The organism is Nocardia sp. NPDC051321 (assembly GCF_044455225.1).
In the GTDB taxonomy this organism is placed as follows: Bacteria; Actinomycetota; Actinomycetes; order Mycobacteriales; family Mycobacteriaceae; genus Nocardia.
In genome coordinates this window covers 516,315-543,113 of sequence record NZ_JBITEM010000005.1, presented here as the reverse complement: position 1 = coordinate 543,113, position 26,799 = coordinate 516,315, and the positions used below count along the sequence as shown (strand labels likewise).

The following is a 26,799-nucleotide window of genomic DNA, read 5'->3' as shown; positions in this document are numbered from 1 at the left end:
AGTTAAAGGTGGATGGCTTCCGATCATCCCGACGAGAGGGCCGACATGACGACCGCCTCCCAGCTCACCGCGGCAGACGCGTTGCCATCGTCGCTGGTCGAGCCGTTGCTCGACCGGGCGGTCGCGGGTGGCGCGCCCGCGGTCGAGGTATTCGCGCCCGCCACCGGACGCAAGATCGCCGACCTGCCGCAGTCCTCGGTCGCCGATATCGACCGGGCGTTCGCGACCGCCCGCAGCGTGCAGCAGGAGTGGGCCCGCCGCCCGATCCGCGAACGCGCCGCGGTGCTGCGCCGCTTCCATGACATCGTGCTGGCCGAGCAGGACGTCATCCTCGACATCGTGCAGACCGAGACCGGTAAGTCGCGCGCGCATGCCTTCGACGAGGTCGGCGATGTCGCGGTCAATGCCAGGTACTACGCGCGGGTCGCGGCCAAACTGCTGGCCACCCGCAAGCCGCGCGGCGTGCTGCCGGTGCTCACCCAGGTCGACGTGCGGCACCGGCCGAAGGGCGTCGTCGCGGTGATCTCGCCGTGGAACTATCCCCTGGCGCTGGCCGCCTCCGACGCGCTGCCCGCCCTGGTCGCGGGCAATGCCGTGGTCGCGCGACCGGACAACCAGACCGCGCTCACCGCGCTCTGGGCGATCGACGCCGCCGAACGCGCCGGACTGCCGAAAGGCTTGTGGCAGGCGGTGCTCGGGCGCGGTTCGGTGATCGGCCACGAGGTGATCGGGCGCGCGGACTACGTCGACTACACCGGTTCCAGCGCGACCGGCCGCACCATCGCGCAGCAGGCGGGGCAGCGGCTCATCGGCTACTCGCTCGAACTCGGCGGCAAGAACCCCTTGGTGGTGCTCGCCGACGCCGACGTGCCGAGGGCCGCCAAGATCGCCATTCGCGCCTGCTTCGCCTCGGCGGGCCAGCTGTGCGAATCGATGGAGCGAATCTATGTGCACGACAAGGTGTATGACCAGTTCGTCGCCGAATTCATCGAGCACGTCCAGGGAATCACGCTCGGCGGCGGGCTGAACTACGACAACGACATGGGCTCGTTGACCTTCCCGCGCCAATTGGACACGGTCCGTTCGCATGTCGACGACGCGGTGGCCAAGGGTGCCACGGTGCTTGCCGGCGGCCGGGCGCGACCCGATCTCGGTCCGTACTTTTACGAGCCGACGGTGCTGAGCGGCGTGCGGCCCGGCATGACCGTGTACCGCGAGGAGACCTTCGGCCCGGTCGTCTCGATCTACCGCGTCGGCAGCGACGACGAGGCGGTCGAGCAGGCCAACGACACCGCGTACGGTCTCAACGCCAGCGTCTGGACCAAGGACATCGGCCGTGGTCGCGAGGTCGCGGCGCGGATCAATGCCGGTTCGGTGAACGTCAACGAGGGCTTCATCGCGGCCTGGGGCAGCGCCGACGCGCCGTCGGGCGGGCTCGGCATCTCCGGCACCGGGCGCAGGCACGGCGCCGAAGGACTGCTGAAGTACATCGACACCCAGACCATCGCGGTGCAGCGGATGTTGCCGATCGCGCCGCTGCCCGGCATGTCCGAGGAGCTGTGGGCCAAGACCATGACATTTTATTTCGGCGTGATGAAAACGCTGCGCCAGAAGTAACTTTCCGCGGAATCGACAGGGAGACGGATGAAACTCGACACGGTTGCGGGCAAGAAGGTTCTCGTCACGGGTGCCGCGATGGGCCTCGGCAAGCTGTTCGCCGAGCGGGCGGTGCGCGAGGGTGCGGCCGCGGTGGTGCTGTGGGACATCAACGAGGTCGCGCTGAAGGAGACCGCCAACGAGCTCACCGGGCTCGGCGGCACCATCCACCACTTCGTGGTCGACGTGTCCGCGCCGGACGCCATCGCCGAGGCGGCGGAGTCGGTTCGCGCCGAGGTCGGCGGCATCGACGTGCTGGTCAACAACGCCGGCATCGTGCGTGGCAACAACTACTTCTGGGATACCGAGAACCGCGCCGACATCGAGAAGACGATGGCGATCAACGCGCACGCCCCCATGTACGTCACCCTCGAATTCCTGCCCGCGATGGTGGCCGGTTCGACCGAGGCGCGGGTGCTGACCATCGCGTCTTCGGCTGGGCTGGTGTCGAATCCGCGGATGAGCGTCTACGCGGCCTCCAAGTGGGCGGCGCTCGGCTGGTCGGACTCGGTGCGCATCGAGCTGGAGCAGGCGGGCCACGAGCACGTCAAGGTCACCACCGTCTGCCCGACCTACATCAACACCGGAATGTTCGACGGCGCAAAGGGTTTCCTGTTCACCCCGATCCTGGAGCAGGACGAGGTGGTCGACACCTCGTGGCGCGCGATGAAGAACGGCAACCCGCTGGTGATCCTGCCGTGGACCTCGCGCCTCAACAAGGCGTTGTCCGGCATCCTGCCCATCAAGCTGCGCGACCTGTTCCTCAATACGGTCGGCGTCTACCACTCGATGGACGAATTCACCGGCCGCAAGAAGTAGGGACTACCTGGCGGGCCTGGTGCCGATGACGACCGTGGCGTAGTGCTCGTCGGATTCGGCGACCCGGCCCGCGAGTCCGTGTTCGGCCAGCACCTCGAGGGCGAAAGCTGCCTGCGCCTCGCTGGATTCGATCAGTAGGTGACCGCCGGGAGCGAGCCAGGTCCGGGCGTCCGCGGCGACGCGACGGAAGATGTCCAAGCCGTCGGGGCCGCCGTCGAGGGCGGTGCGCGGCTCGTGGTCGCGGGCCTCCGGCGGCATCTGCGCGATCTTGTCGGACGGGACGTAGGGGGTGTTGGCGAGCAGGATGTCGATGCAGCCGTGCAGTTCTTCGGGCAGTGGCTCGAAGAGATCGCCCTGGTAGACCGGAGCGCCGATCGGGGTGAGATTGCGGCGGGCGCAGTCCACAGCGACCGGGTCGATGTCGGCGGCGGCCAGGGTCACCGGGGTGTGCTCGGCGGCTAGCATCGTGGCCAGCGCAAGACCCAATGCGCCTGAGCCGCAACACAAATCGACGACAACCAGATGACGGCTGCGGGCGCGAGCCAAGTCGGCCGCCGTCTCGACGAGGAACGCGGAGCGTTGGCGTGGCACGAAAACGCCCGGCGCCACCGCGACCCGCAATCCATGGAACTCGGCCCAGCCGAGCAGATATTCGAGGGGGGTGCCGCAGACTCGCCGCGCCACCAGCGCGTCGAGCTCCGCGTCGGTCGCCGCGGCGGCGATGAGCAGCCGAGCCTCGTCCTCGGCGAAGACGCAGCCCGCCGCGCGTAAGGCCGCGACCACCGCGGTACTAGCTGCCATCACCCGGACATCCTCCCGTGCGTGGTCACGATCGAGCCACCGAATTTTTCCGAGACCTCGCCCCGGGACCCGCGTGTGTCGTACGGATCCCGGGGGACAGCGCTGAGCTCAGCGCGAGATGTCCAACTCGAACGTGCGGGTGGCGTCGAGGTAGATGCCGCGCTGGGATGGCCTGGCCGGCGGCGGCAGCTGGGAGACCAGCTGTTCGAGCGAGGTGGTCGCGCCGACCACCTGGGTGCCCGCCACGATGAAGTCGGCGACCGCGCGCCGAATGTGGTTGGGCGAGGTGACCACCACCGCGCTCGTCGCGCCGACATCACGCAGCATCTTGGTGCTGAACAGGGCGTTCTGCACGGTCGACCCGGCGCGACCCTCGACATTGATCCGGTTCGGCGGCACGCCGTGGCCGATCAGCCAGCCTGCCATCGCGTCCGCCTCGGTGATCCCGTTCTGCGGGTTGCCGCCGGTCACCACGATGGGCGACAGGGGAGCGGCGATCGACTGCAGCCAGGCCGCGGTCAACCGGTTCACCAGTTCGGGGCGCAGCGCGCCGTCGGGCAGCAGGCCGTAGCCGAGGACGACGATGCCGGTCTGCGGGCCGATGAGGGCGGGTAGCGGATTCGGCAGGGTGCCGACGGCCGCGCCGATGGCGTTGAGCACGTTGGTTGTGCCCGCGGCCATGCCGGGGTCGACGACGTTGAGCCTGGCCATCGCGTCGGCGAGTGCGGGCAGGTCGCCCGCGTAGTGCGACCAGATGGCCTGCAGCGCGAGGGCGTCGGCGTCGCCGGGATCGGCGCCGATGAGGTTGCGGAGATCGGCGCGCCCGGCGACGTCGTTGCCGTCGGTGAAGTTGCGCTGGGCGGAGTTGTAGAGGGCGTCGGTCGCACCGGCGTGCGCCGGGACGCCGGCTAGGCCGGTGACGATGGTGGCCGCGAACAAGGTCACGGCCAGCTGTTTCCAGTGCCTCGATATCTTCACTACAGTCGACACCTTTCCGCGAAATGCTGTGGGCATGGCCGGGTGACCGGCAAAGAGCGGGTAGGGCACGTGCTGGCAGTTAGCCGTGGGCAAGCATGATCACGATACGGCGGCGTGATCTGGAAATCGCGTATTTGCCGGTGGGATTCTGCGGCTTATTTCGGGCATCGGGACAAACCGGGCGAGGGTTCTCGGGCGCGCTCACCACGGCACGCCGCGTCCCCGATAAGGTGTGACAACGTGGATACCGTTTCGCTGACCGGCAAGGAACTCGCCGCCGCCATCAACGCCGACACCAAGCAGCGCGCCGCCGCGCGTACCGAGGCGGGCGCCGCGCCGCGCCTGGCCCTGATCGTGGCGAACGACGACCCGGCCAGCGCCTGGTACGTGAACTCGCTGCGCAAGGCCGCCGAACGGCTTGGAATCGCTTGTGACACCGTCGATCTCGGCGCCGACGCGAGTGCGGACACGATCCGCGCGGAACTCGCGGCGCGCAGCGCGGACAGTGCGACCGACGGGATCATGCTGCAGACGCCGCTGCCCGCCGGCATCACCCTCGAAGACGTCAGCTCCGCGATCGCCGCGCCCAAGGACGTCGACGGCGTGAGCCCGCTGTCGCTCGGGCTGCTCGCGTCCGGTCTGGACGGCTTCGTCGCCGCGACCTCCGAGGCGGTGGTCGAGTTGCTGAAGCATCACCAGATCCCGTTGTCCGGTCGGCATGTCGCGGTCGTCGGTCGCTCCAACGTGGTCGGCAAGCCGCTCGCGCAGCTGTTGCTCGCCGAAAACGCCACGGTCACCATCTGTCACTCGCGGACCACCGACCTGCCCGCCGTCACCTCGGCCGCGGATATCGTTGTCGCCGCGGCGGGCCGTATCGGCCTGGTCACCGGCAAGCACGTGCGCGACGGCGCGGTGGTCGTCGATGTCGGCACCAACGAGGCCGCCGACGGCAGCATCGTCGGCGATGTCGACGCCGACTCCGTGCGCGGCAAGGCCGCGGCGCTGAGCCCGGTCCCCGGCGGGATCGGTCCGGTCACCACCGCGCTGCTCATGCGCCACGTCGTGATCGCCGCGGAGAACGCCGCACGCTGACGATCCGCGCGGGCGGTGTCCCGCGATCAACGCATGTCAACGGCCGGTCCTGGCCAGCTTTCGCGAGCCGGGACCGGCCGTTGACGTTTGCTCGCCGTCCGCATCCGGCAGCAATCGAACCGCCGCTCCTTCGCTAGCGCATTTCGGCCATCCCTGTTCATCGGCTCTGCGAAACTCTTGTGCGTCAGGTCACAGCATGAGTAGCATGCCACTCATCAAGTGAGACATGTTACTTTTCAAGGTGGCATGCCATCGCAGCTTGTGGCTCTGTGCTGTGGAGGAAAGAAGATGGACCGTGCGATCCCCCGTACCGAGGGGGAAGTTATGCAGGCGAACGCAATCCGGAAGATCACCCGCCGGGTGGTGCCGTTGCTGGTGATCGGCTACATCGTTAGCTATATCGACCGGATCAACGTCAGCTTCGCCAAGTTCGGCCTGGAGGAGACGTTCGGCATGAGCGCGACCCAGTACGGGTTCGTGGCCGGCATCTTCTTCGTCGGATACGTGCTGGCCGAGGTGCCCAGCAACATCATCATGACCAAGGTCGGGGCCAGGATCTGGCTCAGCCGGATCCTGGTGACCTGGGGCATCGTCGCCGCGCTCACCGCGTTCGCGACCAACATCGAGATGGTCTACGTGCTGCGCTTTCTGCTCGGCGTCGCGGAGGCGGGCTTCTTCCCCGGCATCATCGTGTATCTCGCACGGTGGTACCCGAATGCCCAGCGCACCAAGGTGATTGCCACCGTGATGGTGGCCATCCCGGTGGCCAGCGTGCTCGGCAGTCCGCTCAACGGATGGATTCTCGACACCTTCGACGGCGCGCTCGGCTTGGACGGCTGGCGCTGGATCTTCATCGTCGGCGGCGTGCCCGCGGTGATCCTCGGCGTGGTGTTCTTCTTCGCGCTCACCGAATCACCGGAAAAGGCGAAGTGGCTCAACGACACCGAACGCGCGTGGCTGAAGCAGACCCTGGACGCGGAGAATGCCGAACGCGCGCGGACAGCACCGGCCGGTCACCTCGCGGCGCTGCGCGACAAACGGGTGATTGCCCTGTGCCTGGCCTACTTCCTGCTGCTGTGCGGCGCGTATCCGCTGGCCTACTGGATGCCGTCGGTGGTCAAGGAGGTCGGCCACGGGCTGAGCGGCTTCCAGATCGGGTGGCTCTCGGCGATACCGTTCCTGCTCGCCGCGATCGGCATGTACCTCACCGGGCGGCTGGTCCGTAACGACCGTTCGTCGCGGCCGGTGTTGATCGCGCTGGCCATCTCGGTGGTCGCGTTCACCGTCACGGCGTTCGCGCTCGGGTCGCCGCTGCTCGCGTTCACCGCGATCACCGTCGCCACGATGGCCGCGCAGACGGCGAAACCGCTGTTCTGGTCGGTGCCGACTGCCTACCTGGCGGGCGCGGGCGCGGCAAGCGGTATCGCGCTGATCAATTCGCTCGGCAACGCGGCCGGGTTCGTCAGCCCGTACGCGTTCGGCTGGATCAAGGACGCGTCCGGCGGGCACACCAGTTTCGCCATCGCGGTGATGATCTTGGCCAATGTCGGTGCGCTGATCGTGGTCGGCGGCTTGGCCGTGCGGGCAAGGGCTCGTCGCGCCGCGGCGGTACCCGCTACCTGAGCGGCTATGCTGGGGAATCGCCCGAGGTCGGTGTGCCACGGGCGATTTCCCATTGCTCTCGCTTCATGAAGAGGTGCCTTGTCGCAGGACGCGGTAGACAGCAAGTCCGAGCAGATCGCTGCCGACATCCGGGACGCGATCCGGCAAGGGCGGCTCGAGCGCGGCATCCTCTACTCCTCCCGCGAGCTGGGTGAGCTGTTCGGCGCCTCGCGCACGCCGGTGCGTGAGGCGCTGCTGAAGCTGGCCGATCTGGGCCTGGTCAAGATCGAACGCAATCGCGGTGCGCGGGTGCTCGGGCAGGACGGGCGCGGCATCGTCGACCTGTGCAGCCTGCGGGTGCTGCTGGAGCCGCCCGCCTGCCGCAGTGCCGTCGCGGTGCTGACCAGCCGCGACGACGAAGCCATGCTGGCCGAATACCGGATCATGGAGCGCACGGCCGACGGCGGCGCCGAGTACTTCGCGGCCGACGAGCGGCTGCACGAACTGATCCTGCAGGCCAGCGGCAACCGGCGACTGGCCAAATTCGTCAATGAGCTGCGGCAGACGCTGGCACTGGACGGCAGGCACAGTGTGCCGCGCTATCAGCCGGTCGACACCGCGCTGAAAGACCACTGGGACATCATCGAGGCGCTGCGCAAGCGCGATGGTGTCGGTGCCGAGCGCGCGATGCGCAAGCATCTGGTGCGCTCCGGCGATCTGCTCGTCGCGCACAGCAGCGACGACAACCGCGGCCTGGTCGCGGAATGGCGGCGCTGGGTCTCGGTGTCCGTGCCCGAGGGCGACCAAGTCACCTACTGACAGTCCTGTTCGACGCTGGATTGGTGTCACTCATTCTCAAGTGTTGCATGCTACTCGCCATGAGTAGTATGTTGCAGACACCAAGTGGGCTGCGATTCGGCAGCCCGGTCCGGCGAAGGGACATTCGGTGAATTCCAACTCGTATGCGACGTCCGTCGCCAGCGGCATCTGGGCGGCGGAGGTCGATCTGGTCGGGTACGTGCCATCGGTCAGCGTGGCACCCGTCATCACGGCTTTAGTGGACAGCAGCGGTGGCGCGGCGGGCATCTCGGAGCGGGTCTTCCCGCTCTCCAGGGAAGAGGAGGCGGCCGGGTTGCTCGGCGCGCTGCCACTGACCGGCAAGCTCGGCGCGATCGTCATGCAGGACAACGGTTTCGGCAACGCGTTGACCGCGCTGACCACGTTCAACATGGCCTACCACCTGCCGATGCTGATCGTGGCGAACACTCGCGGCGGGCTCGGCGAGTACAACTCGATGATCCACACATTCAGCCAGCACGTGCCGCGCATGCTCGACCAATTCGGGATCCAGTCCTTCCAGCTCGACCGGCGCAGCAGCCCCGAGGACTGGGCAGCGGTGGTCACCGAGGCAGGGGTACACGCCAGGATGACTTTTCGGCCCGTGGTGGTGCTCGCGCACTTCTGGGCCACCGACGGTAAGGCGGCCTGATCGTGAAACGCATTGACGCACTGCGGATTATCGCTGCCCAGACGAGTGAGCTGCCGGTAGTGGTTACCTGTGCCGCCTCCAGCAGAGAGCTGGCGGCGGTGGCGGATCGTCCGAATCATCTGTACCTGCTCGACGCGATGGGGCTTGCGGGTTCCGTGGCCACCGGGGTCGCGCTTGGCATCGCCGATACCGAGGTGCCGAAGGTGGTCGCGATCGAGGGCGACGGATCGCTGCTGATGAACCCGAATGTGCTTGCCACAGCGGGCTTTCTCCGGCCGTCGAAGCTGGTGATGGTGCTGCTGGACAACGGCGTGTACGGCGCGACGGCCAACCTGCCCACCTACGGTTCGCGAATCGACCTGGGGGAGTTGGCATCAGCGGCGGGGTGGACCGTGCGCCGCGCGGCCGATCCGGAGGAGCTGGCGGAGCGGTTGACCGAGTCGCTGACCCTGCCGGGCCCGGTGTTCCTGCACGTGCGCATCGCGGTGGGCAATGCCACCGACGTGCCGAAGCTACTGCAGAACCCGGTGATCCTCGGCAGGCGCTTCCAGGACTGGCTGTCGTCGCGTACGACGGTGCGGGCGGGCCGATGATCACGACGATCAATCCCGTCGACGGAAGCCCCATCGAGACATACTCTTTCACCCCCGACCACCAGTTGTCCGCACTGCTGAACCGGGCTGTCGCCGCCGCGCGCCGTGCCCTCGACGAGCCGGTCGCCGACCGCGCCGATCGGCTGCGCCTGCTGGCCGCCCGGCTGCGCGCCGACTCGCAGTCGCTGGCGTCGTTGATCACCACCGAGATGGGCAAGCCGATCGGCCAGGCCGTCGCCGAGCTCGAGAAGTGCGCGCTCACCTGTGACTACTACGCCGACCGCGGCGCCGATCTCGTTGCGCCACAAGCGGTCGACGTGTTCCCCGACGCCGGGCAGATCCGAACCAGGCCGCTCGGCGTGATTCTGGCGATCATGCCGTGGAATTACCCGTTCTGGCAGGTCTTCCGGTCGATGCTGCCCGCGGTCGCGATCGGCAACACGGTGCTGCTCAAGCACGCCGACAATGTCACCGGTTGCGCGCTGGCCGTGCAGCGGCTGTTCGACGAGGTGTGCGGCACCGGCGTGCTGACCAGCGTGCTGCTGCCGCCGGATCGGATCGGTCCGCTCATCGATGATCCGCGCATCGCCGCGGTGGCGTTCACCGGCAGTAATCGCGTCGGTGCCATCGTCGGCGCGCGGGCGGGCCGGGCGGTCAAGAAGGTGGTGCTGGAACTCGGCGGCTCCGACCCGTTCATCGTGCTGTCCGACGCCGACGTTGCCGACGCGGCGGCCGCGGCCGTGCGCTCCCGGTTCCTCAACGCCGGGCAGAGCTGTATCGCCGCGAAGCGAATCATCGTCGAGCGGAACATCTTTCCCGAGTTCACCGAGGCGATGGTGGCCGAGCTCGGCAAGCTTGTGGTCGGCGATCCGGCCCTGCCCGGCACCGATATCGGCCCGATGGCCCGCGCCGACCTGCGCGACGAACTGCGCAGGCAGCTGTACGCGACGGTGAACGCCGGGGCCGAGGTATTGGTTGGCGGCGCAGCCGATTCCGGCCCCGGCGCCTGGTTCACGCCGACCATCGTCGCGGTGCCCGACACCTATTCCGTTGCGTTTCAAGAGGAAACGTTCGGTCCGCTCGGCGCGGTGCTGCCGGTCGGATCCGCGGCCGCGGCACTGACCGCCGCCAATGCCTCCGCCTACGGGCTCAGCTGCTCGATCTGGGGTCGTGACCTCGGCCGGATCGAGCAGGTCGCGGCCAATATCGCGGCCGGATCGGTGTTCGTCAACCGGATCTCCGAATCCGATCCGCGCCTGCCCGTCGGCGGGGTCAAGGCCAGCGGGCACGGCCGGGAGTTGAGCACCTACGGCGCCACCGAATTCGCCAACATCCAGGCGGTACGCACCGCCCCATTCGCGAGGAGCAGTCGATGACCATCACCCGAATCTCAGCCCGCGTCGTCGGCATCCCGGTCGACAAGCCGACCCGAATGTCCAACCGCGACTTGACCGATCGGCATTATGTCTTGGTCGAGGTCGCCGACGACAGCGGCGCGACCGGGCTCGGCTACACCTATGCCGGAACCAGCGGCGGCACCCTGACCAAGTGCGCGGTCGACGACGTGCTCGCGCCGGTCTACCTCGGCGCCGACCACAACGACGTGCACGGACTGTGGAGCCTCGCGTACCAGGAGGCGTTGCTCGCTGGTCGTCGCGGTGCCGTACTCCGGGCCCTTTCGGCGATCGACATCGCGCTATGGGACCTGCGCGCGAAACGGGCCGGGCTACCCCTGGTCAGCCTGCTCGGCGGGTCGACCGCCCCGCAGCCCTCCTACGCGTCCGGCGGCTACTACCGGCCGGACGAGGGCGAGTGGACCCGGGCCGTCCGCAAGGAGATCGAATTCAATGTGGGTCAAGGCTTTACCGATCACAAGATCAAGGTCGGCGGCCTGAGCGTGGCCGAGGACGCGCGCCGGGTCGCGGCCGCGATCGAGACGATCGGCGACACCGGCAGGCTCGCGCTCGACGCCAACAACGCCTACCGCTCCGTCCACGAAGCACGCAGGGCCATCGAAGCTTTCGAGCGCGCGGCGGGCGATCGGGACCTGTGGTGGTTCGAGGAGCCGCTCTCGCCGGACGCGATCGCCGGGCACGGTGAACTCGCCGGGCAGATCCGCACGCCGGTCGCCACCGGCGAGATTCACCAGACCCGGTGGGAATTCCGGCAACTCATCGACTCGGGTGCCGCCTCGGTGCTGCAAGCCGACGCGGGCGTGGTCGGCGGCGTCACCGAGTGGCTGCGGGTCGCGCATGCCGCCGACGCCTTCGGTCTGCAGATGGCGCCGCACTGGCATCACAACCTGCACGTCCACCTGTGCGGTGCGATCAGCAACACGCTGGTCGTCGAGTATTTCGCGCTGGAGAAGGGCATCTACAACTTCGAGCAGCTGCTCACTCCGGAGACGCGGCTGCGGTACGGGTCGAACCAGGTGTTCGTGCCGCAGCGTCCCGGGCTCGGCATCGAACTCGACGAGGACGTCGTCGCGAAGTACGAATTCGCCTGAGCACCAGGGCTATTGGCCGGGACTGATGGCGCTGATGAGGGTGCGCCCTTCGTCCTTGGTCGTGGTGACGAGCTGCGGGTTATAGGTGACCGGCGTGCGTCCCGGGCGGTTCTCGGTGACGACGACCATGTACTGCCCCGCGAACGCGCCAGGGGTGATCGCGACGCAGTACGTAGTGCCCGCGGGCACGGCGTCGATGCCCCGTTGGATGGCGTCCGCCGGTTCCACCGACGCGTCGGGGGTGGTCGCGGCGCGGGCCTCTTCGCCGGATCGCGCGACGTAATACGCGTGCTGGAAGGCGAAGATCGCGCCGGGGCCGGAGTCGAAGCCGCCGGCGTCGTTGCCCTTGATCCGGTTGCCGACCCGCTCGGCGGTGCATTGCGCGCCCGAGGAGGCGGCGGGATCACCGATCCGGCCGGGGTTGTTCGCGGCCGGGGGCGGCTGCGGGTCGTTGCCGAAGAACAGGAACGCGGCGGCGGCCACGGCGGCGACGCCGAGTACCCCGAGCAGCGGCACCGCCCAGCGGCGGGCCGACCGGTTCCGCTTGGACCGGTCGATGAGACCGCTGAACTCGTCCTCGAAATAGTCCGGTTCGTAGTCCGGCTCCGGCTCGTGCTCCGGCCTGCCCACCCAGTCGGCGTACTCGCCCTGGTATCGGTCATCCGGCGCGTACTGCCGTTCCGGCACACCACGATTCATCATTTGCGGCCCCCGCCCATAGTCGTATCCGGGCTGTGCGCCCATCTCCGGTCGATCCATCGCCCCGCCTTCGTCAGGTCATATCGCCAGGTTATCCGCACCGTTCCGGAAATGCAGCAACGCGCGGACGCGTATGTCCAGCTGACGCCGCTGTCGCTGCAGGCAGAATACTGCTCGTTTGCTGGCAGTGGTGCACGCCGGGGGGATACCGGTCGGTAAGTCCGGATTGTGCTAGGCCGTAGCGGAATCGAGGGTGGCCAGCAACTCGCGCAGGGTTTCGCGTTGGCCGACGGTGAGGGTGGCGAAGAGTTCCTCGGCGGCCTCGCGGCGGGCCTCGGCCATCCGGGTAAGGGTGGCGCGGCCGGATTCGGACAGCGTGACCAGGGTGGCGCGGCGGTTGGCCGGGTCGGGCGCGCGGGTGACCAGGTCCGCGGCGGCGAGGGCGTCGACTACCGTGGTCGCCGAGCGTGGCACGATGCCGAGGCGTTCGGCCAGCTCGGTCATGCGCAGCGGTTCGTCCTGGTGCGCGATGATCCGCAGCGCGCGCGCCTGGGCGGGGGTGAGGCCGAGCGGGGCGAGCCGGCCAACCTGGTTGCGCCGGATCCTTTTGGCCGCGCGCAGGAACAGTTCGGGCAGGTCGGTGTCGGCGGACTCCATGTTTCTGAGCATAACTCATTGTTTCGGGAACAATTATGAGCCATGCTCAGTTTCATCTCGTAGTGTCCCTGGAAGGAGGCGCCTATGCAGCCCCCACATCATCTTCGCCGGATCGTCCGGTTGTTCCGGCCCTATCGGGCCCGGCTGGCCCTGGTGGCCGCCCTCGTCTGCTTGTCCTCGGTGGTCGCGCTGGCCTCGCCGTTCATGCTGCGCGCGGTGCTCGACGACGCGCTCCCGCACGGGCGCACCGGCCTGCTGACGCTGCTGGCCGCGGGCATGATCGCGGTCGCCGCGCTGACCAGTGTGTTCGGCGTGCTGCAGACCTACATCTCGACCACCGTCGGCCAGGACGTCATGCACGACCTGCGATCCGCGGTCTACGCGCAACTGCAGCGAATGCCGTTGTCCTTCTTCACCAAAACCCGCACCGGCGAGGTGCAGTCCCGCATCGCCAACGACATCGGCGGCATGCAATCGACCGTCACCTCCACCGCGACCTCGCTGGTCTCGAACTTCACCACGGTGCTCGCCGCGGTCACCGCGATGATCGTGCTCGACTGGCGGCTCACCCTCGTTTCCCTGGTCATGCTGCCGTTCTTCGTGTGGATCAGCCGCCGCGTCGGCAGCGAACGCCGCAAGATCACCGGTCAGCGGCAGGAGAAGCTGGCGGGTATGTCGGCGATCGTGGAGGAGTCGCTTTCGGTGAGCGGCATCCTGCTCGGCCGCACGATGGGGCGCTCGCCCGCGCTGGTCGACAGCTTCGTGCGGGAGTCGCGCGGGCTTGTCGATCTGGAGGTGCGCGCGAGCATGGCGGGGCGGTGGCGGCAGTCGACCATCACGATCGTCATGTCGGCCATGCCCGCGGTCATCTACTGGGCGGCGGGGCTCAGCGTGACGGGCGGGAAGCCGCTGGTTTCGATCGGCACGCTCGTCGCGTTCACCACGCTGCAGACCACGCTGCTGCGGCCGATGGTGCAGCTGCTGTCCACCGGTGTCGAAGTGCAGAGCTCGATGGCGTTGTTCGGCAGGATCTTCGAGTACCTCGACCTGAAGCCCGATATCGAGGAGCCCGCTCGGCCCGTCGCGCTCGGCAAGGTCACGGGTGCGGTGCGCTTCGATCATGTCGGGTTCTCATACGGGTCGGGCAATCGAGATGTGCTGAGCGACATCGACATCACCGTGCCTGCCGGGTCGAGCCTTGCCATCGTCGGCGAAACCGGTTCCGGCAAGACCACTCTCGGTTACCTCGTGGCACGGCTCTACGACGTGAGCTCCGGTCGCATCACCATCGACGGAAAAGACGTGCGCGACTTGTCCTTCGCGGATCTCGCCACCGCCGTAGGCGTGGTATCCCAGGAGACCTATCTGTTCCACGCCACGGTCGCCGACAACCTGCGGTTCGCGAAACCCGATGCGACGGAACGGGAATTGCATGACGCGGCCCGCGCCGCCCAGATTCACGAGCACATCATGAGCCTGCCCGACGGCTACGACACCCTCGTGGGTGAGCGCGGCTACCGCTTCTCCGGCGGCGAGAAGCAGCGGCTCGCCGTCGCCCGCGCCGTGCTGCGCAATCCGCCGATCCTGGTGCTGGACGAGGCGACCAGTGCGCTCGACACCCGTACCGAGCAGGAGGTGCAGCAGGCCATCGACGCGCTCTCGGTCGATCGCACCACGATCACCATCGCGCACCGCCTGTCGACTATTCGCGATGCCGACCAGATCGTCGTGGTCGATCACGGACGCATCGTGGAGCGTGGCTCGCACGAGGAGTTGATGGAACTCGATGGTCGCTACGCCGCGCTGCTGTCCCGCGACGACGCGCTGATCGAGGCGGCGTAGCCGGGATCAGCTAGGGCGTAGGTGTTCGACGAGGAAGGTGGTTTCGTCGGCCACCACCTTGTCGAAATCGGGGGAGACGTAGATGTCGAAGTGGCCTGCCGGATATTCGTGCACCTCGACGTTGGCACCGGCGGCCGCCGCGTACCGCAGGGTTTGGCGGGCCGGGGCGACGGTGTCGTTCCGGCAGACGCCGAGGAACACCGGCGCCTCGATCTTGCGCAGGCTGCGGCCGGGGCGATAGAGGGGCAGGGTCAGCCCGATTCGGGAGGCGACGGCGTTGGGGTGGGTGAATTCCGTGGGCACCAGCGCGGTGTATCCGGGGGCGGCGTCCGGCGCGTTCATCAATGCGGTCTGGCCCGGTGTGCCGGTGAGCGCGACGGTGACCGGCGGCCTGCGCAGCGCGGCGGCACCGACGTCGAGCAGCGCGCGGGTGGCGATGCCGAGCAGCGGCCGGAGTCCGACCGTCGGTGCCGAGGCGAAGCCATCGGTGAACGGGCATTGCGCGACCACCGCGGCGACCCGGCGGTCCTGCGCGGCGACGCGCAACACGTGGCCGCCGCTGAAAGATGTTCCGAATAAGGCGATTCGAGCCGGATCGATGCCTTCGAGGGTGGCGGCGTAGTCGATCGCCGCCGACCAATCAGCGAGCTGTCGGCCAATGCTCAACAATTGCCGGGGTGCGCCGTCGCTCGCGCCGAAGTGCCGATAGTCGAAGACCACCGCGGCGATGCCGGCGGCGGCGAATTGCTCGGCGAAGGCATCCAGGCGCATTTCCTTGACCGCGCCCAGCCCGTGCGCCATGACTACGACGGGAACCGGTCCATCGGTGCTCGGCCGGTACAACCAGCCCCTGACCGTGGTGCCATCCGACTGGAATTCGATATCCGAGCGTGCAGCGGTCGTCATCTCTCAGCTCCTGCTAGTCCCAGCGACCGAGAACTACTGTCTCATTCGCTCGATCATGTCACGAGCGGGAGCTGTGGGCGATGTGGGATGTCGCGGCCCGGTGTATTCGGCCCCGGACCCGCGGGCCGCCGAAGCGGTGCGCAGGTCTCGGATGCGGTTGGTTACCAGTGCATGGTTACCGGATCGCCGACATTGATTGTGTGATAAACCCATTCCGCGTCGTCGGGGGCGAGGTTGATGCAGCCGTGGCTGACATTCGAGTTGCCCTGCTGCTCAACCGACCACGGGGCGGAGTGGATGTAAACGCCACCCCAGGTAAGGCGCTCGGCGAATTCACCGTTGATGACGTAGCCCTCCGGCGAGCTCAGCGGGATGCCGATGGTGCGCGAGTCGAACACGACGGAGCGGGCCTTCTCCAGCACGGGGAAGGTGCCGGACGGGGTCTCGCGACCCGGCTTGCCCATCGATGCAGGCATCGTCCTCGGGATGCCGCCGACGGTGAGCGTGAAGGTATGGGCGGACATGTCGCCATCACCGAAAACGCCTGCGTTGGTGTTGAATTCGGTGCGGGCGTTACCCGCGCTGACGGTGATGCGGGCATTGGCGGGCAGGAAGCCGGTCGGCGTCCACACCGCCTCCCGGTCGTTGGTCCACGCGAACGTCCCGGTCAACGGTTCCGTGGCCCGGATACTGATACTTCGCTCGGCTTTCGCGCGGTCGGTGACCTGCGCCGCGAATCGAACGGTTATCGGATGGGCAACGCCGACCACCTGCCCATTCGACGGTCCGATCGCTTCGACCGAGCTCGCTGTTGTAGTGGTTCCGATCAGCGTCGCTGTCGCCGTTCCCGACCAAAACACGGCCAATACCGCGATCAAGATCATTAGGAACAGATATCGGATGACATTTCTCATGAACTCCACCCCTTCGAAATGGTGGGTAGGCAAGCAAACTAAATTTTAGGCCGCATGATCAACTCGGGTCTACGAATCGATCCCAGCCGTGCCGCAGTCGTAACCGACCACCATGCCCCTCTCTATGTTGCCTACCCGCACCCCCCACCCCCAAACCCCACCATCCACCTATCGCACGACCGTTCGTACAGATCAGCCCGCCTCAACGAGACTGCCCCCTTCCTTCCGGCGAACCTCAGCCAGAGCCGCTGGAGCCCTATGCCGCCGTCTGCGCCAGCCGCGCCCGAATTCGCGAGCAATTCCGTGCGCGGCTGCACAATTCGTGCGCGGCGGGGGTCTTAGTGTCCGGTGAGAGGTTCGGGGGTGGGGCGGGTGTCGAAAGCTTCTCGGGCGGCGAGGATTTGATGTTGGTGTTCGTCGGACCAGGTGCCTAGGGCTTGGCTGATGACGGCGAGGCTTTCGCCGAGGGGGGTGAGGGAGTATTCGACCTTGGGTGGGACGGTGGGGTAGACCGCTCGGTGGACGAGGCCTTCGCGTTCGAGGGTGCGGAGGGTGCGGGTGAGCATCTTCTGGGTGATGCCGTCGAGGCGGCGGCGCAGGTCGTTGAAGCGGACGGGAGATTTGTTGTCACGCAGGACGACTAGGACCAGCAAGACCCATTTGTCGGCGAGCACGGCGAAGATCTCGCGGGCCGGGCACTCGTGCAGGTAGCTCTCGACCAAGGTCGGGGCCGGGGCAGTATCCATTGGGTACCTCGGGATCATAAAGGTGCCTTCTTTCCAATAGATACTAGGTTGCCACAGAATCAAGTGCATGTTGGCAATCATTCAACGCACACACGGCGGTCCGGACGTCCTCGAAACGGTTGAGGTGGCTCGGCCGCAGCCGGGACCGGGGGAGGTGTTGGTGCGGGTCGCCGCGACCAGCGTGAACGCGGCGGACTGGAAGATTCGTGTCGGACAGGTGGGCGAGCTCGGAAGTCTGCCGGTGACACTGGGATTGGACGTTTCCGGGGTCGTCGAGGAGCTCGGGCCCGGCGTAGCACGGTTTCAGATCGGCGATGCCGTCTATGGGATGGTGATGGGCGGTGCGAATGCCGAATACCTAGTGGCGCAGGCGTATACGTTGGCGCTGAAACCGGCGAGCCTGGACCACGTCCACGCGGCGGCATTGCCGGTGGCGGCGTCGACCGCGTGGCAGGCGCTGGCCGCCGTCGGCGCGGGGCAGCGCATCCTGGTGCACGCGGCAGCCGGTGGCGTCGGTCATCTCGCGGTGCAGATCGCCAAGAATCGGGGCGCTTACGTGATCGGCACCGCCCGCACCGCCAACCATGAGTATCTGCGGGAACTCGGCATCGATGAGGTGATCGACTACACCGCAGTCGATTTCGCCGACACGGTCGGTGACATCGATCTCGTGCTCGACCTCGTCGGCGGCGAATACGGAGCGCGCTCACTGCGTGTGCTGCGCCCGAACGGTCGCTACCTCGACATGCAGGGCGATGTCGAGGCCGATCCGCGCGCCGCGAGCGATCCGCGCTACGAACGCTTCTATGTCGAACCTTCGGGCGTCTCCCTGCGTGAGATCACCACCATGGTCGACCGCGCACACCTGCGGGTCACGATCGATCAGGTCCTGCCCCTCGCCGACCTCGCAAAAGCCCACCAGCTCAGCGAGTCCGGCCGAGTCCGCGGCAAAATCGTACTGACAGCGTGGAATCCGCCCGCCTAGCGGATCAGCTCGGCGTCAGCTGCCGATAACGGACATCGCAAAAGCCGACCAGCTCAGCGAATCCGGCCGAGCTCGCGGCAAAATCGCACTGACAGTGTGGAATTCGTAGCGGATCAGCCCGCTGCCGAACGGGGCGTGAGCTGCCGGAGGCGGGGCTCGAGTTCCTGCTGATAGAAGTCGATGAACCCGTCCGGGTCCGGCCCGGCATTCTGCATGACCAGGTGGTCGAAGCCCGCGTCGACGAACTGCTGCGCCACCTCGACATAGCGGGCCGGGTCCGGGCCGCAGGCGAACTGCTGCACGACGTCGTCCATGCGCACGGTCTTGGACGCGGCGTCGAAATTGACCGGGTTGGGCAGTTCGCTCATCACCTTCCAGCCGGTCAACGCCCAGCGGGTCGTCTCGAGCACGGCCTTGGCGGCGGTTTCCTCGTCGGGTGCCCAGGCCATCGGCACCTCCGCGTAGCGCGGCCCGGCACCACCGGCCGCCCGATACCGCTCGACGATCTCGGACTTCGGTTCGGTGGCGAACAGCCCGTCGCCGAGCTCGGCGGCGATCAGCGCCGACGGCGGTCCGCTGGCGGCCACCGCGATCACCGGCAGTTCGTCGGGCAGATCGAAGACCCGGGCATCCGAGAGCGACAGATAGCGGCCGTCGTAGGAGCGATACCCGCCGCGCCACAGCAGTCGGATGATCTCCAGCGCCTCGCGCAGCATCTCCTGGCGCTTGCGCGCCTCGGGGAACTCCCGCGCGACCACGTGCTCGTTGAGCCGCTCGCCGGAGCCGACGCCGAGGGTGAAGCGACCATCGGACACCAGCGCCAGCGTCGCCGCGGCCTGCGCGATGATCGCCGGGTGATAGCGGACGGTCGGGCAGGTCACCCCGGTCGCCAGGCCGATCCGCTCGGTCTGCGCGGCGATCGCGCCGAGCACCGTCCACGCGAACGGCGAATGCCCCTGTACGTCGAGCCACGGATGGTAGTGATCGCTCATCTCGACGAAGTCGAAACCGGCGGACTCCGCCCGAACCGCTTGGCGCATCAGCTCTTTCGGCCCGAAGGCCTCTGCGGCCAACTTGTATCCGATCTGCACGGTTACCTCCTCGGCTGTGTCGGCTACTTGCCGCCGACATACCCGGCCGCGCGATGCGGAAACCGGGCTAGCCGCGCACCGCGTGCACCACGTCGGCGTGCAGGCCGTCGGCGCGCGCCACGATCTCCTCGATGCGCAGCAATACGGCGGCGAACCGGTCGCCCGCCTCGGCGGGTAGCGAGGCGACATTGATCTCGATATTGAGCTGAGAGCTGGCGGCCGCGGCACGGCAGGCGTCGGCGGCGGCACCGATGTCGGTGACCACGTTCGGGTTGCCGATCGGGAACAGCTCGGTGGCCAGCGTGAGCACCTCGTCGGCCTCGTCGACCACCGCAGCGGGCACCCGAGCGGCCTCGACCAGCGCCGCGTTGATCGTCGCGGTGCGCGCGTCGATCTCCTCCTGCGTGGTCTTCGGCAGCTTGTAGGCGGCGCCGACGGCGGTGAACGCGGCGGCGTCGGCGTCGGCGAGGGTCAGCGATCGAGCACGGGCGGCATCGGCGGCCTCGATGATGCGATCCACCACCGGCCGGTTGTCCGCGTCCTTGGCCCGGGTCGTGTAGCGCGCGACCATCGCGACCAGCGCGGCGGCCTGCGCGGCGTGCAGCGCGGCCACCGCCCCGCCGCCCGGCGCGGGAATCTTGGCGGCCAGGTCGGACAGATACTGCGCCAGCGTTGCCTCGCCGAAGGAGGACGCAGTTTCCAGGGACGAGGTGCTCGGCTGCGACACGGGTTGATGGCCTTTCATCGTGCGGCGCGGGTGGGGAGTGCGCGGTCAACGCTACCGGTTTGGCAGCCGTCGCCGCCTAGCGGACCGGTCCGGTGCGGCGCCGACCCGTAGTCGCCATTATGTTGAGTGCTATGCGGATCGGATTGGGCATCAACTACTCGGGCGGTTTCAAAGAGGCGGCAGCCGAGGTCGCCGACCTGGAGCGCGCCGGCCTGGACATCGTGTTCGTCCCCGAGGCGTACTCGTACGACGCGGTGAGCGCGCTCGGCTACCTGGCCGCGAAGACCTCGCGGCTGGAACTGGCCTCGGGCATCCTGCAGATCTACACCCGCACCCCCAGCCTGACCGCGATGACCGCGGCCGGCCTGGATTTCGTCTCCGACGGCCGGTTCATTCTCGGTCTCGGTGCGTCGGGCCCCCAGGTGATCGAGGGCTTCCACGGCGTGCCCTACGACGCGCCGATCGGGCGCACCAGGGAACTGGTGGAGATCTGCCGCAAGGTGTGGCGGCGCGAGAAGCTCGAGTACCAGGGCAAGTACTACCAGATCCCGCTGCCGGAAGGGCAGGGCACCGGCCTCGGCAAGGCGCTGAAGCTGATCAATCATCCGGTGCGCGAACGCATCCCGGTGCTGCTCGCCGCGATCGGCCCGAAGAATGTCGAGCTCACCGCCGAGATCGCCGAGGGCTGGCAGCCAATTTTCTTCCTGCCGGAGCAGGCGAACAAGATCTGGGGCGAGTCGCTCGACGCGGGCTTCGCCAAGCGTGACCCGCAGCTCGGCCCGCTCGAGGTGTACGCGAGCCCGGCGCTGGCCATCGGCGACAACGTCGAGCCGCTGCTGGAATTCGTGAAGCCGCATCTGGCGCTCTACATCGGCGGCATGGGTGCCAAGGGCAAGAACTTCTATCACACACTGGCCACCAAGTACGGCTACGGCGCCGAGGCCGACCGCATCCAGGAGCTCTACCTGGCGGGCAAGAAGGAAGAGGCGGCCAAGGTGGTCCCCGACGCCCTGGTCCGCGACGTCTCCCTGGTCGGTCCCGCGAGCTACGTCAAGGAGCGGGTCGCCGCCTTCGCCGAGGCGGGCGCCACCGTCCTGAACGTGTTGCCGATGGCGGCCACGCCGGCCGAGCGGGTCAAGCTGATCGAGCAGCTGCGCGAACTCTGCTGATCCTGGAAAGACACTTAGCGAGCAGGCGTTGTCGCGCCTGCTCGCCAAGTGTCAGGGCTTTGTAGCGCCCAGCGAGTTCAGCGGTCGCGGAAGCCCGCGAGCGCCGCTGCCAGGGTGGAATGCACGGCGAAGACCTGATCGAGATTGGTCATCCGCAGCTGGCGGCTGGTGGCCGGGCCATCGGCGACCACGGCGATCGCGGTCGCATCGCCCGCACGCTGATGTGTTGCGACGAGCACGGCCATGCCCGCCGAGGCGAGGAAGCTGACCGCGGTCAGGTCGATGATCAGGGCCGCGGGTTTGCCGTTGAGAATCGCCTCGATCGAGCTCTCGAGCGCCGGCGCCGTTGCCAGGTCGACCTCGCCGGCCACGGTGAGGACCGTCGCACCGTCCTGGGAAGCGACGGTGGTGGTCATCGTGTCCGCAACGGGATACGCGTCTCCGGAAGTGCTGGTCATGACTCCACCTCGCTGATGCTCGGCTCCGTCGCGCCCAACAGGTTGCTGTGTCCTCGGTTCACTCGCTGTCGCTCGTTCACAACATCACAACACACAAGTAGCGGCGAATTCGCAACCTCGGCGCGTTCATAGGGACAAACACTACCGTAAGGACGCGGGTCGACGTCGCCGTTGTGCCGCTTCAGAAAACGAGCGTCACCGGCGGGTCTGCTCAACGACTGGTCGCGGGAATCCGCCACGCGCTGGCCAGCCGAGACGGACGCAACTGGGTGCCGTCGCCGAAGAACTCGCAGAACTTCATGATCAACGGATCCCAGCCGACCGGGTCGACGTGCGCGGTGCCCGGAATGATCAGCTCCTCGGCCACGTGCGCCCGCAGTACGCGCACGGTGTGTGCGAGGCAACCGGTGTCGATGCCGAACGGCTCGCAGGACAGCACTTCGCATTCGAGCTGAATCGGACACTCGGCGACCCGCGGTGCCGCGACGAGCTCGGCGGGCAGTGGGCTCAGGCCGGCCGCCGTGAACTTGTCCGGCTCGTACCGATACCCCTTCTCGATCTTGTGCGGTGTCATCTCCGGCGAACCGCTAAGCAGCGCAAGCCGATCCACCGCCGCCGCCATGACCGAGGACGGGAGATTCAACACACACTCCCGCTCGCGCACCAAATTCTGGGTGGTCCGCGACGCCGTATTCATCCCGAGCATGCACTGATCGCCCAGCCACCACGCTGACGACATCGGCGCGAGATTCGCTGTGCCATCCGGGTTTCGGGTGCTGATCAACACCACCGGCGTACCAAAATAGAGAACCTTGAGATCAACAACTCGATGCATCCACCAACGATGCCGGGCCCCACCGACCGATGCTGGCGGTAAACCGACTCGGCGTATCGTTGTCGACTCGAATGATCGCCCAGTGTGGGCGAAACTCCTCCTGGGTCATCCTGGTTTTCGCTCGTTGCGATCGCCGTCGAGACCTGCGATAGCGGCTATTTCGTTGATGACGTCGGGCCACAGTTGCGGTGGAACGTGGCTGGGCATGCCGGGGTAGGTGACCAGTCGGGCGCCGGGAATCGCGGCCGCGGTGGCGCTGCCCGCGACCGGCCGAGCCGTTTTGTCAGCCAGACCGTGCACCACCAGGGTCGGCACGCGGACCGCGGCCAGTTCGCCGCGCCGGTCGCCGGAGGCCCGTAAGGCCACGGACAGGCGTTCCACGCCGGCCTGGTCGTGCCCGCGTTCGTAGCTGCGCTTGCCCAGCTCGCGCAGCCAGGTTTCGTCCTGTGGGTAGTCCGGCGACCCGGCTATCAGTTCCAATGCCTCCATGTGCTCGGCATAGTCTTCCGCGCTGTTGATGGGCTTTCTGGCCAGCACGAGGAAACGCAGGAGGGTTCGAACGCGGGGCCCGCCGATGCGTGGCGACGGGCCGGCACCGATGGAGGTGAGGCTGCGTACCCGGTCCGGGTGGCGCACGGCCATCGACTGGGCGATCGTGCCGCCGAGTGATTCGCCGACAACGTGCGCACTGTCCCAGTTCAGCGCGTCCAATACCGCGACCGCGTCGTCAGCCAGATCGGTCAGGTGATACCGGACCGCCTGGGTGGGGCGCAGGAGCAGGTCCAGCTTGCTCGGTCGTCCAGCGCGGTGCAGGTGGGTGGACAGGCCGGTGTCACGGTTGTCGAACCGGACCACCTGAAAGCCGCGCTCCACCAGTCCGGCGATGGCGTCGTCGTGCCAGATCAGCATCTGGGAGATCCCCGAAATCAGCAGCAGCGGCTCACCGGTGGGCGGCCCGATCGTCTCGTAGGCGAGTTCGATATCCCCGTGCCGGGCCATCTCGATGGTCATGAACTACCTCCTGGTTGCCAGGTCGAAGATCGTGACGAGTTCCTCGCAGTAGCGGGGTACGTCGAAGCCGGGGTCGCGGGACGACTGAATGACGGCCCCGTCGATGCCTTGCCGTACCGCGATCGTCATCGGCTGCACGGCAAACGCGCGGTACTCGCCGGTGCGCTGACCGAGTTCGAAGATCGCCGCTAGGTCGAGGGCCGAGGAGTCCTCTTGTAGTGGCTCACGCGCGGCCATCACTTGGTCCAATCGCTGCCCGGCAGTCGACCGGTAGCTGGTCCACATGTCCAGCATCGCCAGAGCATGGTTGCGGTGCGTGTGGATGAACTCACCATTGGAACGGATGTAGGCGCGCAGCTTGCCGACCGCCGTCTCCTCGGCCTCGATGGCTGGAACCATCACCCGCACCGCGGCGCTGAAGATCTCCTGGGCCAGCGTGTTGACCAGTTCATCTTTGGTGGAGAAGTAATAGAGCACAACGCTTTTCGCCACCCCGGCCAGCTCGGCGATCTTGCCGATCGATGTCTTTGGGTAGCCGATCTCGGCGACCAGTTCGATGGCGCAAGCTGTGATCTGGCCTCGACGGGCTTGCTCGGTAAACGTTCGACCATTCGGATCAATTTTAGACCGCACGGTCGAATCATAGCTCGTTTGGTCCGAGTGCGCGGCAAAAGCTCACGGACGGAAGGTGATCGGGGTGGACGGCGGCGCTATCGGCCGCCAGTGTCTGGAACTCGTTCTGCTGAAATAGGTCTGGTGCCGGTGGCGGGGTGCCGTTCTTCGAGGAGTTAGGCGCGGCTCGCACCTGCTGGGCAACCTGACGGCGGTGCAGGGCGAACGAATCGCCCACCTGCGCTGGGGGACTCGCTAGCTCGAGGCGCGGCGGTTGGTGCCGCGCAACGGGTTTGCTACCGGGAAGGCGATGGCGGGCAGGGTCACCGACATGCGGACGCGGGTGCCAGGTCCGGTGTGGTCGATGTCGAGTTCCTCGGTGAGCGCGCGCATCATGTCGATGCCGCGGCCGCGGTAGCCGGGATCGGCCGAGCGCGGTTTCCAGCTGCCCGCGTCGGCGACGGTGATCACCACCGTCTCGGTGTTGCAGGTGGCGGTCAGCTCGACCCGGTTGGTGTCGGCGGCCGGGTCGCGCAGGGCCCTGGTGACGCGGCCCATCGAGCGGTCGGTGCTCTCGGGACGGCCGGTCGGCACCGCGCCGTTGCGGTAGGCGTGCTCGATGCTGTTGCTGCACGCCTCATTGGCCGCGGCCACCAGATCGGAGGCCAGATCGTGCGGCACCGCGGCGGCGGCCAGCCAGGCCTTGAGCGTACGGCGCAGTGCCGCAAGCTCATCCGCGTGCGCGGGCACCTCCAGTCGCAGCGGTGCCGGCGGCTGGCGATACACCACCATGGCGACGTCGTCGTCGTAGCCAGCGGCGGGCCGCAGGCGCGACAGCACCGCGTCGGCCACCTCGCGCGGCAGCTTGGCCGAGGTGTCGGCGAGCACGTCGGCGATCTTGGCGAAACTGTCGTCGATGTCGACGCCGCGCTGTTCGACCAGCCCGTCGGTGAACAACACCAGCGTCGAGCCCGGCGTCAGCGCGGTGGTCGCCTCCGGGCGGCGCGGCGGATCGAAGGTGGCAAGCGGGAAGGACCGTCCGCCCTCCAGCAGGCGGCCGGTCGCGTCGACGTCGGCCAGGATCGGCGGCATGTGGCCCGCGCTGCTGTAGCGGACCAGCCCGCGCACCGGATCGAGCACCGCGGCGCACACGGTCGTGCACATCGCGCCGGGAATCCGGCCCGCGACCGTGTCCAGTTCGGCAAGCAGCTGCGCCGGACCAGCGCCGCGCAACAGCAATGCTCTTGCGGCCGTACGCAATTGACCCATCACCACGGCCGCGGACAGGCCACGTCCGACGCAGTCGCCGACCACGACACCGATGGTGCCGTCGCGCAAGGGGACCACGTCGTACCAGTCGCCGCCGATCTCCAACGGCGGCAGCGCGGGCTCGTAATGCACCGAGAACCGCGGCGGCAGTTCGATCGGGCCGAGCATGGCCCGCTGCAGCGTCAGCGACGTCGAGCGGGCCTGGTCGAAGTTGCGGGCTCGCTGTACCGCGAGGCTGAGATGGCCGATGAGTAGCGAGAACAACGTCCAGTCGGCGGCGCTGATCGCGCGCGGCGCGGCGAAACGCAACCACAGTGCGGCGTCACCGGTTTCGCCGAGCGGAGCGACGATGCCCTCTGAGCTGTCGGCGCCCTCCGGGATGGCGAACAGGCTACGGCCGGGCCGGCGTCTGGCCCGATCCAGCATGGCCCGTGCCCGCGCGTCCAGCTCGGCGCTTGCCGGGCCGTTGGCCGCGCCCTCGGCACCGGAGACATACACCTCCGGCTCGACGTGCCTGCTCGGCCACACCGACACCACCGCCGTCTGCGCGCCGACGGTGCGCCGCAATTCGTCGAGGCCGACCGCGAGCACCTCGACCACGCTGGTCGCCGCGCCCACCGCGGTGGCCAGCCGGGAGGCGGCCTGATCGCGCGCCTGCGCGTCGTGCTCGGCGGTGACGTCGCGGATGGTGCCGACGAAGATGCGTTCGTTGTTCTCCGGCTTGATCAGTGCGCTGGTGCTCACCGCGAGCCACACCGAGCGGCCGTCGCGGTGCCGGATCGGAATGACGAAACGCTGTGCCTCCGTGCCGAGATCGGGGTAGCGCGGCCCCTCCGGCATCGACCACGGATGCGGCAGCGGGTAGGGCACATCGGCCGCGCCGTAGCCGGTCAGCGCGCCGAACGCGGAGTTCACCTCGACGATGGCGCCGTGCGAGTCGGCGACGAAGAAGCCGTCCTGCAGCGACTCGACCAGCGCGGTGCGGAAGGCGTCGCGTCCGGCGAGATCGTCTGCGCGGGAACGCTGTTGCTCGTAACGGCCGACGCCGTCGAGATAGCCGCGGGTCGCGATGTCCAGTGCGGCAAGGGTTTGCAGCAGGAATTCCAGCGCGGACTCGGCCAGCCGGGCGTCGGAACCGCCGATGCCCGCGTCGTGCTCGGCGGCCTGCACCACCCGGAAGTGGTTCTCGTTGAGGTCGAGCAGGCTGATGCCTTCGACCAGCGCCCGCCTGCCGAGCTCGTACCCCTCGGCCAGCGTCGCTTGCGTCGGTGAATCCAGGTGCCTGCGTAACGCTTTCGCGTATTCGTCGAGGAAATCGGCCAGTGCTGTCATGGGACGCGGC

26 protein-coding genes are annotated in these 26,799 nt (G+C 67.8%); 12 read left to right on the top strand and 14 right to left on the bottom strand.

What is annotated here, in order from left to right; translation table 11 throughout:
• The first annotated feature begins 45 nt into the window (after window positions 1–45).
• Complete coding sequence (locus ACIA8C_RS14750) at window positions 46–1,617, top strand: succinic semialdehyde dehydrogenase (RefSeq protein WP_397134705.1); 1,572 nt, start codon at window positions 46–48, stop codon at window positions 1,615–1,617.
• Between the two features lie 27 nt (window positions 1,618–1,644).
• A complete protein-coding gene (locus tag ACIA8C_RS14745) occupies window positions 1,645–2,475 on the top strand; it encodes an SDR family oxidoreductase (RefSeq protein WP_397134703.1) in 831 nt (276 codons plus the stop codon).
• A gap of 3 nt (window positions 2,476–2,478) precedes the next feature.
• On the opposite strand, the gene ACIA8C_RS14740 is transcribed toward ACIA8C_RS14745, so the two are convergent.
• Window positions 2,479–3,276: a putative protein N(5)-glutamine methyltransferase gene (locus tag ACIA8C_RS14740; RefSeq protein ID WP_397134701.1), complete on the bottom strand. Its 798-nt coding sequence runs from the start codon at window positions 3,274–3,276 to the stop codon at window positions 2,479–2,481.
• 108 nt (window positions 3,277–3,384) lie between these two features.
• Window positions 3,385–4,254 (bottom strand): YdcF family protein, encoded by an 870-nt coding sequence (locus ACIA8C_RS14735; protein ID WP_397134699.1) that lies wholly within the window; start codon window positions 4,252–4,254, stop codon window positions 3,385–3,387.
• A 240-nt stretch (window positions 4,255–4,494) separates the two neighbouring features.
• Between ACIA8C_RS14735 and ACIA8C_RS14730 the strand changes: the two genes are divergently transcribed.
• The 7 genes from ACIA8C_RS14730 (at window position 4,495) to ACIA8C_RS14700 (ending at window position 11,536) form a co-directional block, all read left to right on the top strand.
• Window positions 4,495–5,346, top strand: coding sequence for a bifunctional 5,10-methylenetetrahydrofolate dehydrogenase/5,10-methenyltetrahydrofolate cyclohydrolase (locus ACIA8C_RS14730; protein WP_397134697.1), 852 nt, complete (start codon window positions 4,495–4,497; stop codon window positions 5,344–5,346).
• A 324-nt stretch (window positions 5,347–5,670) separates the two neighbouring features.
• A complete protein-coding gene (locus ACIA8C_RS14725) occupies window positions 5,671–6,969 on the top strand; it encodes an MFS transporter (RefSeq protein ID WP_397134695.1) in 1,299 nt (432 codons plus the stop codon).
• A gap of 78 nt (window positions 6,970–7,047) precedes the next feature.
• Window positions 7,048–7,767, top strand: a complete 720-nt coding sequence (locus tag ACIA8C_RS14720) for a GntR family transcriptional regulator (RefSeq protein WP_397134693.1) — start codon at window positions 7,048–7,050, stop codon at window positions 7,765–7,767.
• A 127-nt stretch (window positions 7,768–7,894) separates the two neighbouring features.
• Window positions 7,895–8,437 carry a thiamine pyrophosphate-binding protein gene (locus ACIA8C_RS14715; protein ID WP_397134691.1) on the top strand — a complete coding sequence of 181 codons (543 nt, stop codon included), beginning with the start codon at window positions 7,895–7,897 and terminating at the stop codon, window positions 8,435–8,437.
• A 2-nt stretch (window positions 8,438–8,439) separates the two neighbouring features.
• Window positions 8,440–9,030 carry a thiamine pyrophosphate-dependent enzyme gene (locus ACIA8C_RS14710; RefSeq protein WP_397134689.1) on the top strand — a complete coding sequence of 197 codons (591 nt, stop codon included), beginning with the start codon at window positions 8,440–8,442 and terminating at the stop codon, window positions 9,028–9,030.
• Entirely contained in the window at window positions 9,027–10,406 is a 1,380-nt protein-coding gene (locus ACIA8C_RS14705) for an aldehyde dehydrogenase family protein (RefSeq protein ID WP_397134687.1), read from the top strand. Before ACIA8C_RS14710 ends, ACIA8C_RS14705 begins: the two co-directional genes overlap by 4 nt.
• Window positions 10,403–11,536 (top strand): mandelate racemase/muconate lactonizing enzyme family protein, encoded by a 1,134-nt coding sequence (locus ACIA8C_RS14700; RefSeq protein ID WP_397134685.1) that lies wholly within the window; start codon window positions 10,403–10,405, stop codon window positions 11,534–11,536. Before ACIA8C_RS14705 ends, ACIA8C_RS14700 begins: the two co-directional genes overlap by 4 nt.
• 9 nt (window positions 11,537–11,545) lie before the next feature.
• On the opposite strand, the gene ACIA8C_RS14695 is transcribed toward ACIA8C_RS14700, so the two are convergent.
• Entirely contained in the window at window positions 11,546–12,295 is a 750-nt protein-coding gene (locus tag ACIA8C_RS14695; protein WP_397134683.1) for a hypothetical protein, read from the bottom strand.
• 171 nt (window positions 12,296–12,466) lie between these two features.
• Window positions 12,467–12,892 carry a MarR family winged helix-turn-helix transcriptional regulator gene (locus ACIA8C_RS14690; protein ID WP_397134681.1) on the bottom strand — a complete coding sequence of 142 codons (426 nt, stop codon included), beginning with the start codon at window positions 12,890–12,892 and terminating at the stop codon, window positions 12,467–12,469.
• Window positions 12,893–12,976: 84 nt separating this feature from the next.
• On the opposite strand from ACIA8C_RS14690, the gene ACIA8C_RS14685 reads away from it, so the two are divergent.
• Window positions 12,977–14,734, top strand: a complete 1,758-nt coding sequence (locus tag ACIA8C_RS14685; protein ID WP_397134679.1) for an ABC transporter ATP-binding protein — start codon at window positions 12,977–12,979, stop codon at window positions 14,732–14,734.
• Between the two features lie 6 nt (window positions 14,735–14,740).
• Here the strand turns inward: ACIA8C_RS14685 and ACIA8C_RS14680 are convergent, their stop codons facing one another.
• From ACIA8C_RS14680 to ACIA8C_RS14670, 3 genes are all read right to left on the bottom strand, one after another.
• Window positions 14,741–15,640: an alpha/beta hydrolase gene (locus ACIA8C_RS14680; RefSeq protein WP_397134677.1), complete on the bottom strand. Its 900-nt coding sequence runs from the start codon at window positions 15,638–15,640 to the stop codon at window positions 14,741–14,743.
• Window positions 15,641–15,801: 161 nt separating this feature from the next.
• Entirely contained in the window at window positions 15,802–16,554 is a 753-nt protein-coding gene (locus ACIA8C_RS14675) for a L,D-transpeptidase family protein (protein ID WP_397134675.1), read from the bottom strand.
• Window positions 16,555–16,892: 338 nt separating this feature from the next.
• Window positions 16,893–17,300: a winged helix-turn-helix transcriptional regulator gene (locus tag ACIA8C_RS14670; RefSeq protein ID WP_397134673.1), complete on the bottom strand. Its 408-nt coding sequence runs from the start codon at window positions 17,298–17,300 to the stop codon at window positions 16,893–16,895.
• A gap of 67 nt (window positions 17,301–17,367) precedes the next feature.
• On the opposite strand from ACIA8C_RS14670, the gene ACIA8C_RS14665 reads away from it, so the two are divergent.
• Entirely contained in the window at window positions 17,368–18,285 is a 918-nt protein-coding gene (locus ACIA8C_RS14665; RefSeq protein WP_397134671.1) for an NADP-dependent oxidoreductase, read from the top strand.
• 113 nt (window positions 18,286–18,398) lie between these two features.
• On the opposite strand, the gene ACIA8C_RS14660 is transcribed toward ACIA8C_RS14665, so the two are convergent.
• Both ACIA8C_RS14660 and ACIA8C_RS14655 read right to left on the bottom strand, forming a co-directional pair.
• Window positions 18,399–19,376: a TIGR03557 family F420-dependent LLM class oxidoreductase gene (locus ACIA8C_RS14660; protein ID WP_397134669.1), complete on the bottom strand. Its 978-nt coding sequence runs from the start codon at window positions 19,374–19,376 to the stop codon at window positions 18,399–18,401.
• 67 nt (window positions 19,377–19,443) lie between these two features.
• On the bottom strand, window positions 19,444–20,103 hold the full coding sequence (locus tag ACIA8C_RS14655; RefSeq protein ID WP_397134667.1) for a cyclodeaminase/cyclohydrolase family protein: 660 nt from the start codon (window positions 20,101–20,103) through the stop codon (window positions 19,444–19,446).
• 131 nt (window positions 20,104–20,234) lie between these two features.
• On the opposite strand from ACIA8C_RS14655, the gene ACIA8C_RS14650 reads away from it, so the two are divergent.
• Window positions 20,235–21,272, top strand: coding sequence for an LLM class F420-dependent oxidoreductase (locus tag ACIA8C_RS14650; protein ID WP_397134665.1), 1,038 nt, complete (start codon window positions 20,235–20,237; stop codon window positions 21,270–21,272).
• A 77-nt stretch (window positions 21,273–21,349) separates the two neighbouring features.
• Here the strand turns inward: ACIA8C_RS14650 and ACIA8C_RS14645 are convergent, their stop codons facing one another.
• From ACIA8C_RS14645 to ACIA8C_RS14625, 5 genes are all read right to left on the bottom strand, one after another.
• A complete protein-coding gene (locus ACIA8C_RS14645; protein WP_396991164.1) occupies window positions 21,350–21,688 on the bottom strand; it encodes an STAS domain-containing protein in 339 nt (112 codons plus the stop codon).
• 253 nt (window positions 21,689–21,941) lie between these two features.
• Window positions 21,942–22,565, bottom strand: a complete 624-nt coding sequence (locus ACIA8C_RS14640) for a flavin reductase family protein (RefSeq protein WP_397134663.1) — start codon at window positions 22,563–22,565, stop codon at window positions 21,942–21,944.
• 105 nt (window positions 22,566–22,670) lie between these two features.
• Window positions 22,671–23,576 carry an alpha/beta fold hydrolase gene (locus ACIA8C_RS14635; RefSeq protein ID WP_397134661.1) on the bottom strand — a complete coding sequence of 302 codons (906 nt, stop codon included), beginning with the start codon at window positions 23,574–23,576 and terminating at the stop codon, window positions 22,671–22,673.
• 3 nt (window positions 23,577–23,579) lie between these two features.
• Window positions 23,580–24,209, bottom strand: coding sequence for a TetR/AcrR family transcriptional regulator (locus tag ACIA8C_RS14630; RefSeq protein ID WP_397134659.1), 630 nt, complete (start codon window positions 24,207–24,209; stop codon window positions 23,580–23,582).
• Window positions 24,210–24,443: 234 nt separating this feature from the next.
• Window positions 24,444–26,789: a SpoIIE family protein phosphatase gene (locus tag ACIA8C_RS14625; RefSeq protein ID WP_397134657.1), complete on the bottom strand. Its 2,346-nt coding sequence runs from the start codon at window positions 26,787–26,789 to the stop codon at window positions 24,444–24,446.
• Window positions 26,790–26,799: the final 10 nt, after the last annotated feature.

Bases quoted from the DNA above. Each gene is read 5' to 3' on its own strand.
- ACIA8C_RS14680 (WP_397134677.1), bottom strand. From the start codon at position 15,640: ATGACGACCGCTGCACGCTCGGATATCGAATTCCAGTCGGATGGCACC.
- ACIA8C_RS14740 (WP_397134701.1), bottom strand. From the start codon at position 3,276: ATGGCAGCTAGTACCGCGGTGGTCGCGGCCTTACGCGCGGCGGGCTGC.
- ACIA8C_RS14685 (WP_397134679.1), top strand. From the start codon at position 12,977: ATGCAGCCCCCACATCATCTTCGCCGGATCGTCCGGTTGTTCCGGCCC.
- ACIA8C_RS14645 (WP_396991164.1), bottom strand. From the start codon at position 21,688: ATGACCACCACCGTCGCTTCCCAGGACGGTGCGACGGTCCTCACCGTG.
- ACIA8C_RS14700 (WP_397134685.1), top strand. From the start codon at position 10,403: ATGACCATCACCCGAATCTCAGCCCGCGTCGTCGGCATCCCGGTCGAC.
- ACIA8C_RS14750 (WP_397134705.1), top strand. From the start codon at position 46: ATGACGACCGCCTCCCAGCTCACCGCGGCAGACGCGTTGCCATCGTCG.
- ACIA8C_RS14635 (WP_397134661.1), bottom strand. From the start codon at position 23,576: ATGACCATCGAGATGGCCCGGCACGGGGATATCGAACTCGCCTACGAG.
- ACIA8C_RS14690 (WP_397134681.1), bottom strand. From the start codon at position 12,892: ATGGAGTCCGCCGACACCGACCTGCCCGAACTGTTCCTGCGCGCGGCC.
- ACIA8C_RS14725 (WP_397134695.1), top strand. From the start codon at position 5,671: ATGCAGGCGAACGCAATCCGGAAGATCACCCGCCGGGTGGTGCCGTTG.
- ACIA8C_RS14625 (WP_397134657.1), bottom strand. From the start codon at position 26,789: ATGACAGCACTGGCCGATTTCCTCGACGAATACGCGAAAGCGTTACGC.
- ACIA8C_RS14670 (WP_397134673.1), bottom strand. From the start codon at position 17,300: ATGGATACTGCCCCGGCCCCGACCTTGGTCGAGAGCTACCTGCACGAG.
- ACIA8C_RS14640 (WP_397134663.1), bottom strand. From the start codon at position 22,565: ATGCATCGAGTTGTTGATCTCAAGGTTCTCTATTTTGGTACGCCGGTG.
- ACIA8C_RS14650 (WP_397134665.1), top strand. From the start codon at position 20,235: ATGCGGATCGGATTGGGCATCAACTACTCGGGCGGTTTCAAAGAGGCG.
- ACIA8C_RS14705 (WP_397134687.1), top strand. From the start codon at position 9,027: ATGATCACGACGATCAATCCCGTCGACGGAAGCCCCATCGAGACATAC.
- ACIA8C_RS14745 (WP_397134703.1), top strand. From the start codon at position 1,645: ATGAAACTCGACACGGTTGCGGGCAAGAAGGTTCTCGTCACGGGTGCC.
- ACIA8C_RS14695 (WP_397134683.1), bottom strand. From the start codon at position 12,295: ATGGATCGACCGGAGATGGGCGCACAGCCCGGATACGACTATGGGCGG.
- ACIA8C_RS14675 (WP_397134675.1), bottom strand. From the start codon at position 16,554: ATGAGAAATGTCATCCGATATCTGTTCCTAATGATCTTGATCGCGGTA.
- ACIA8C_RS14665 (WP_397134671.1), top strand. From the start codon at position 17,368: ATGTTGGCAATCATTCAACGCACACACGGCGGTCCGGACGTCCTCGAA.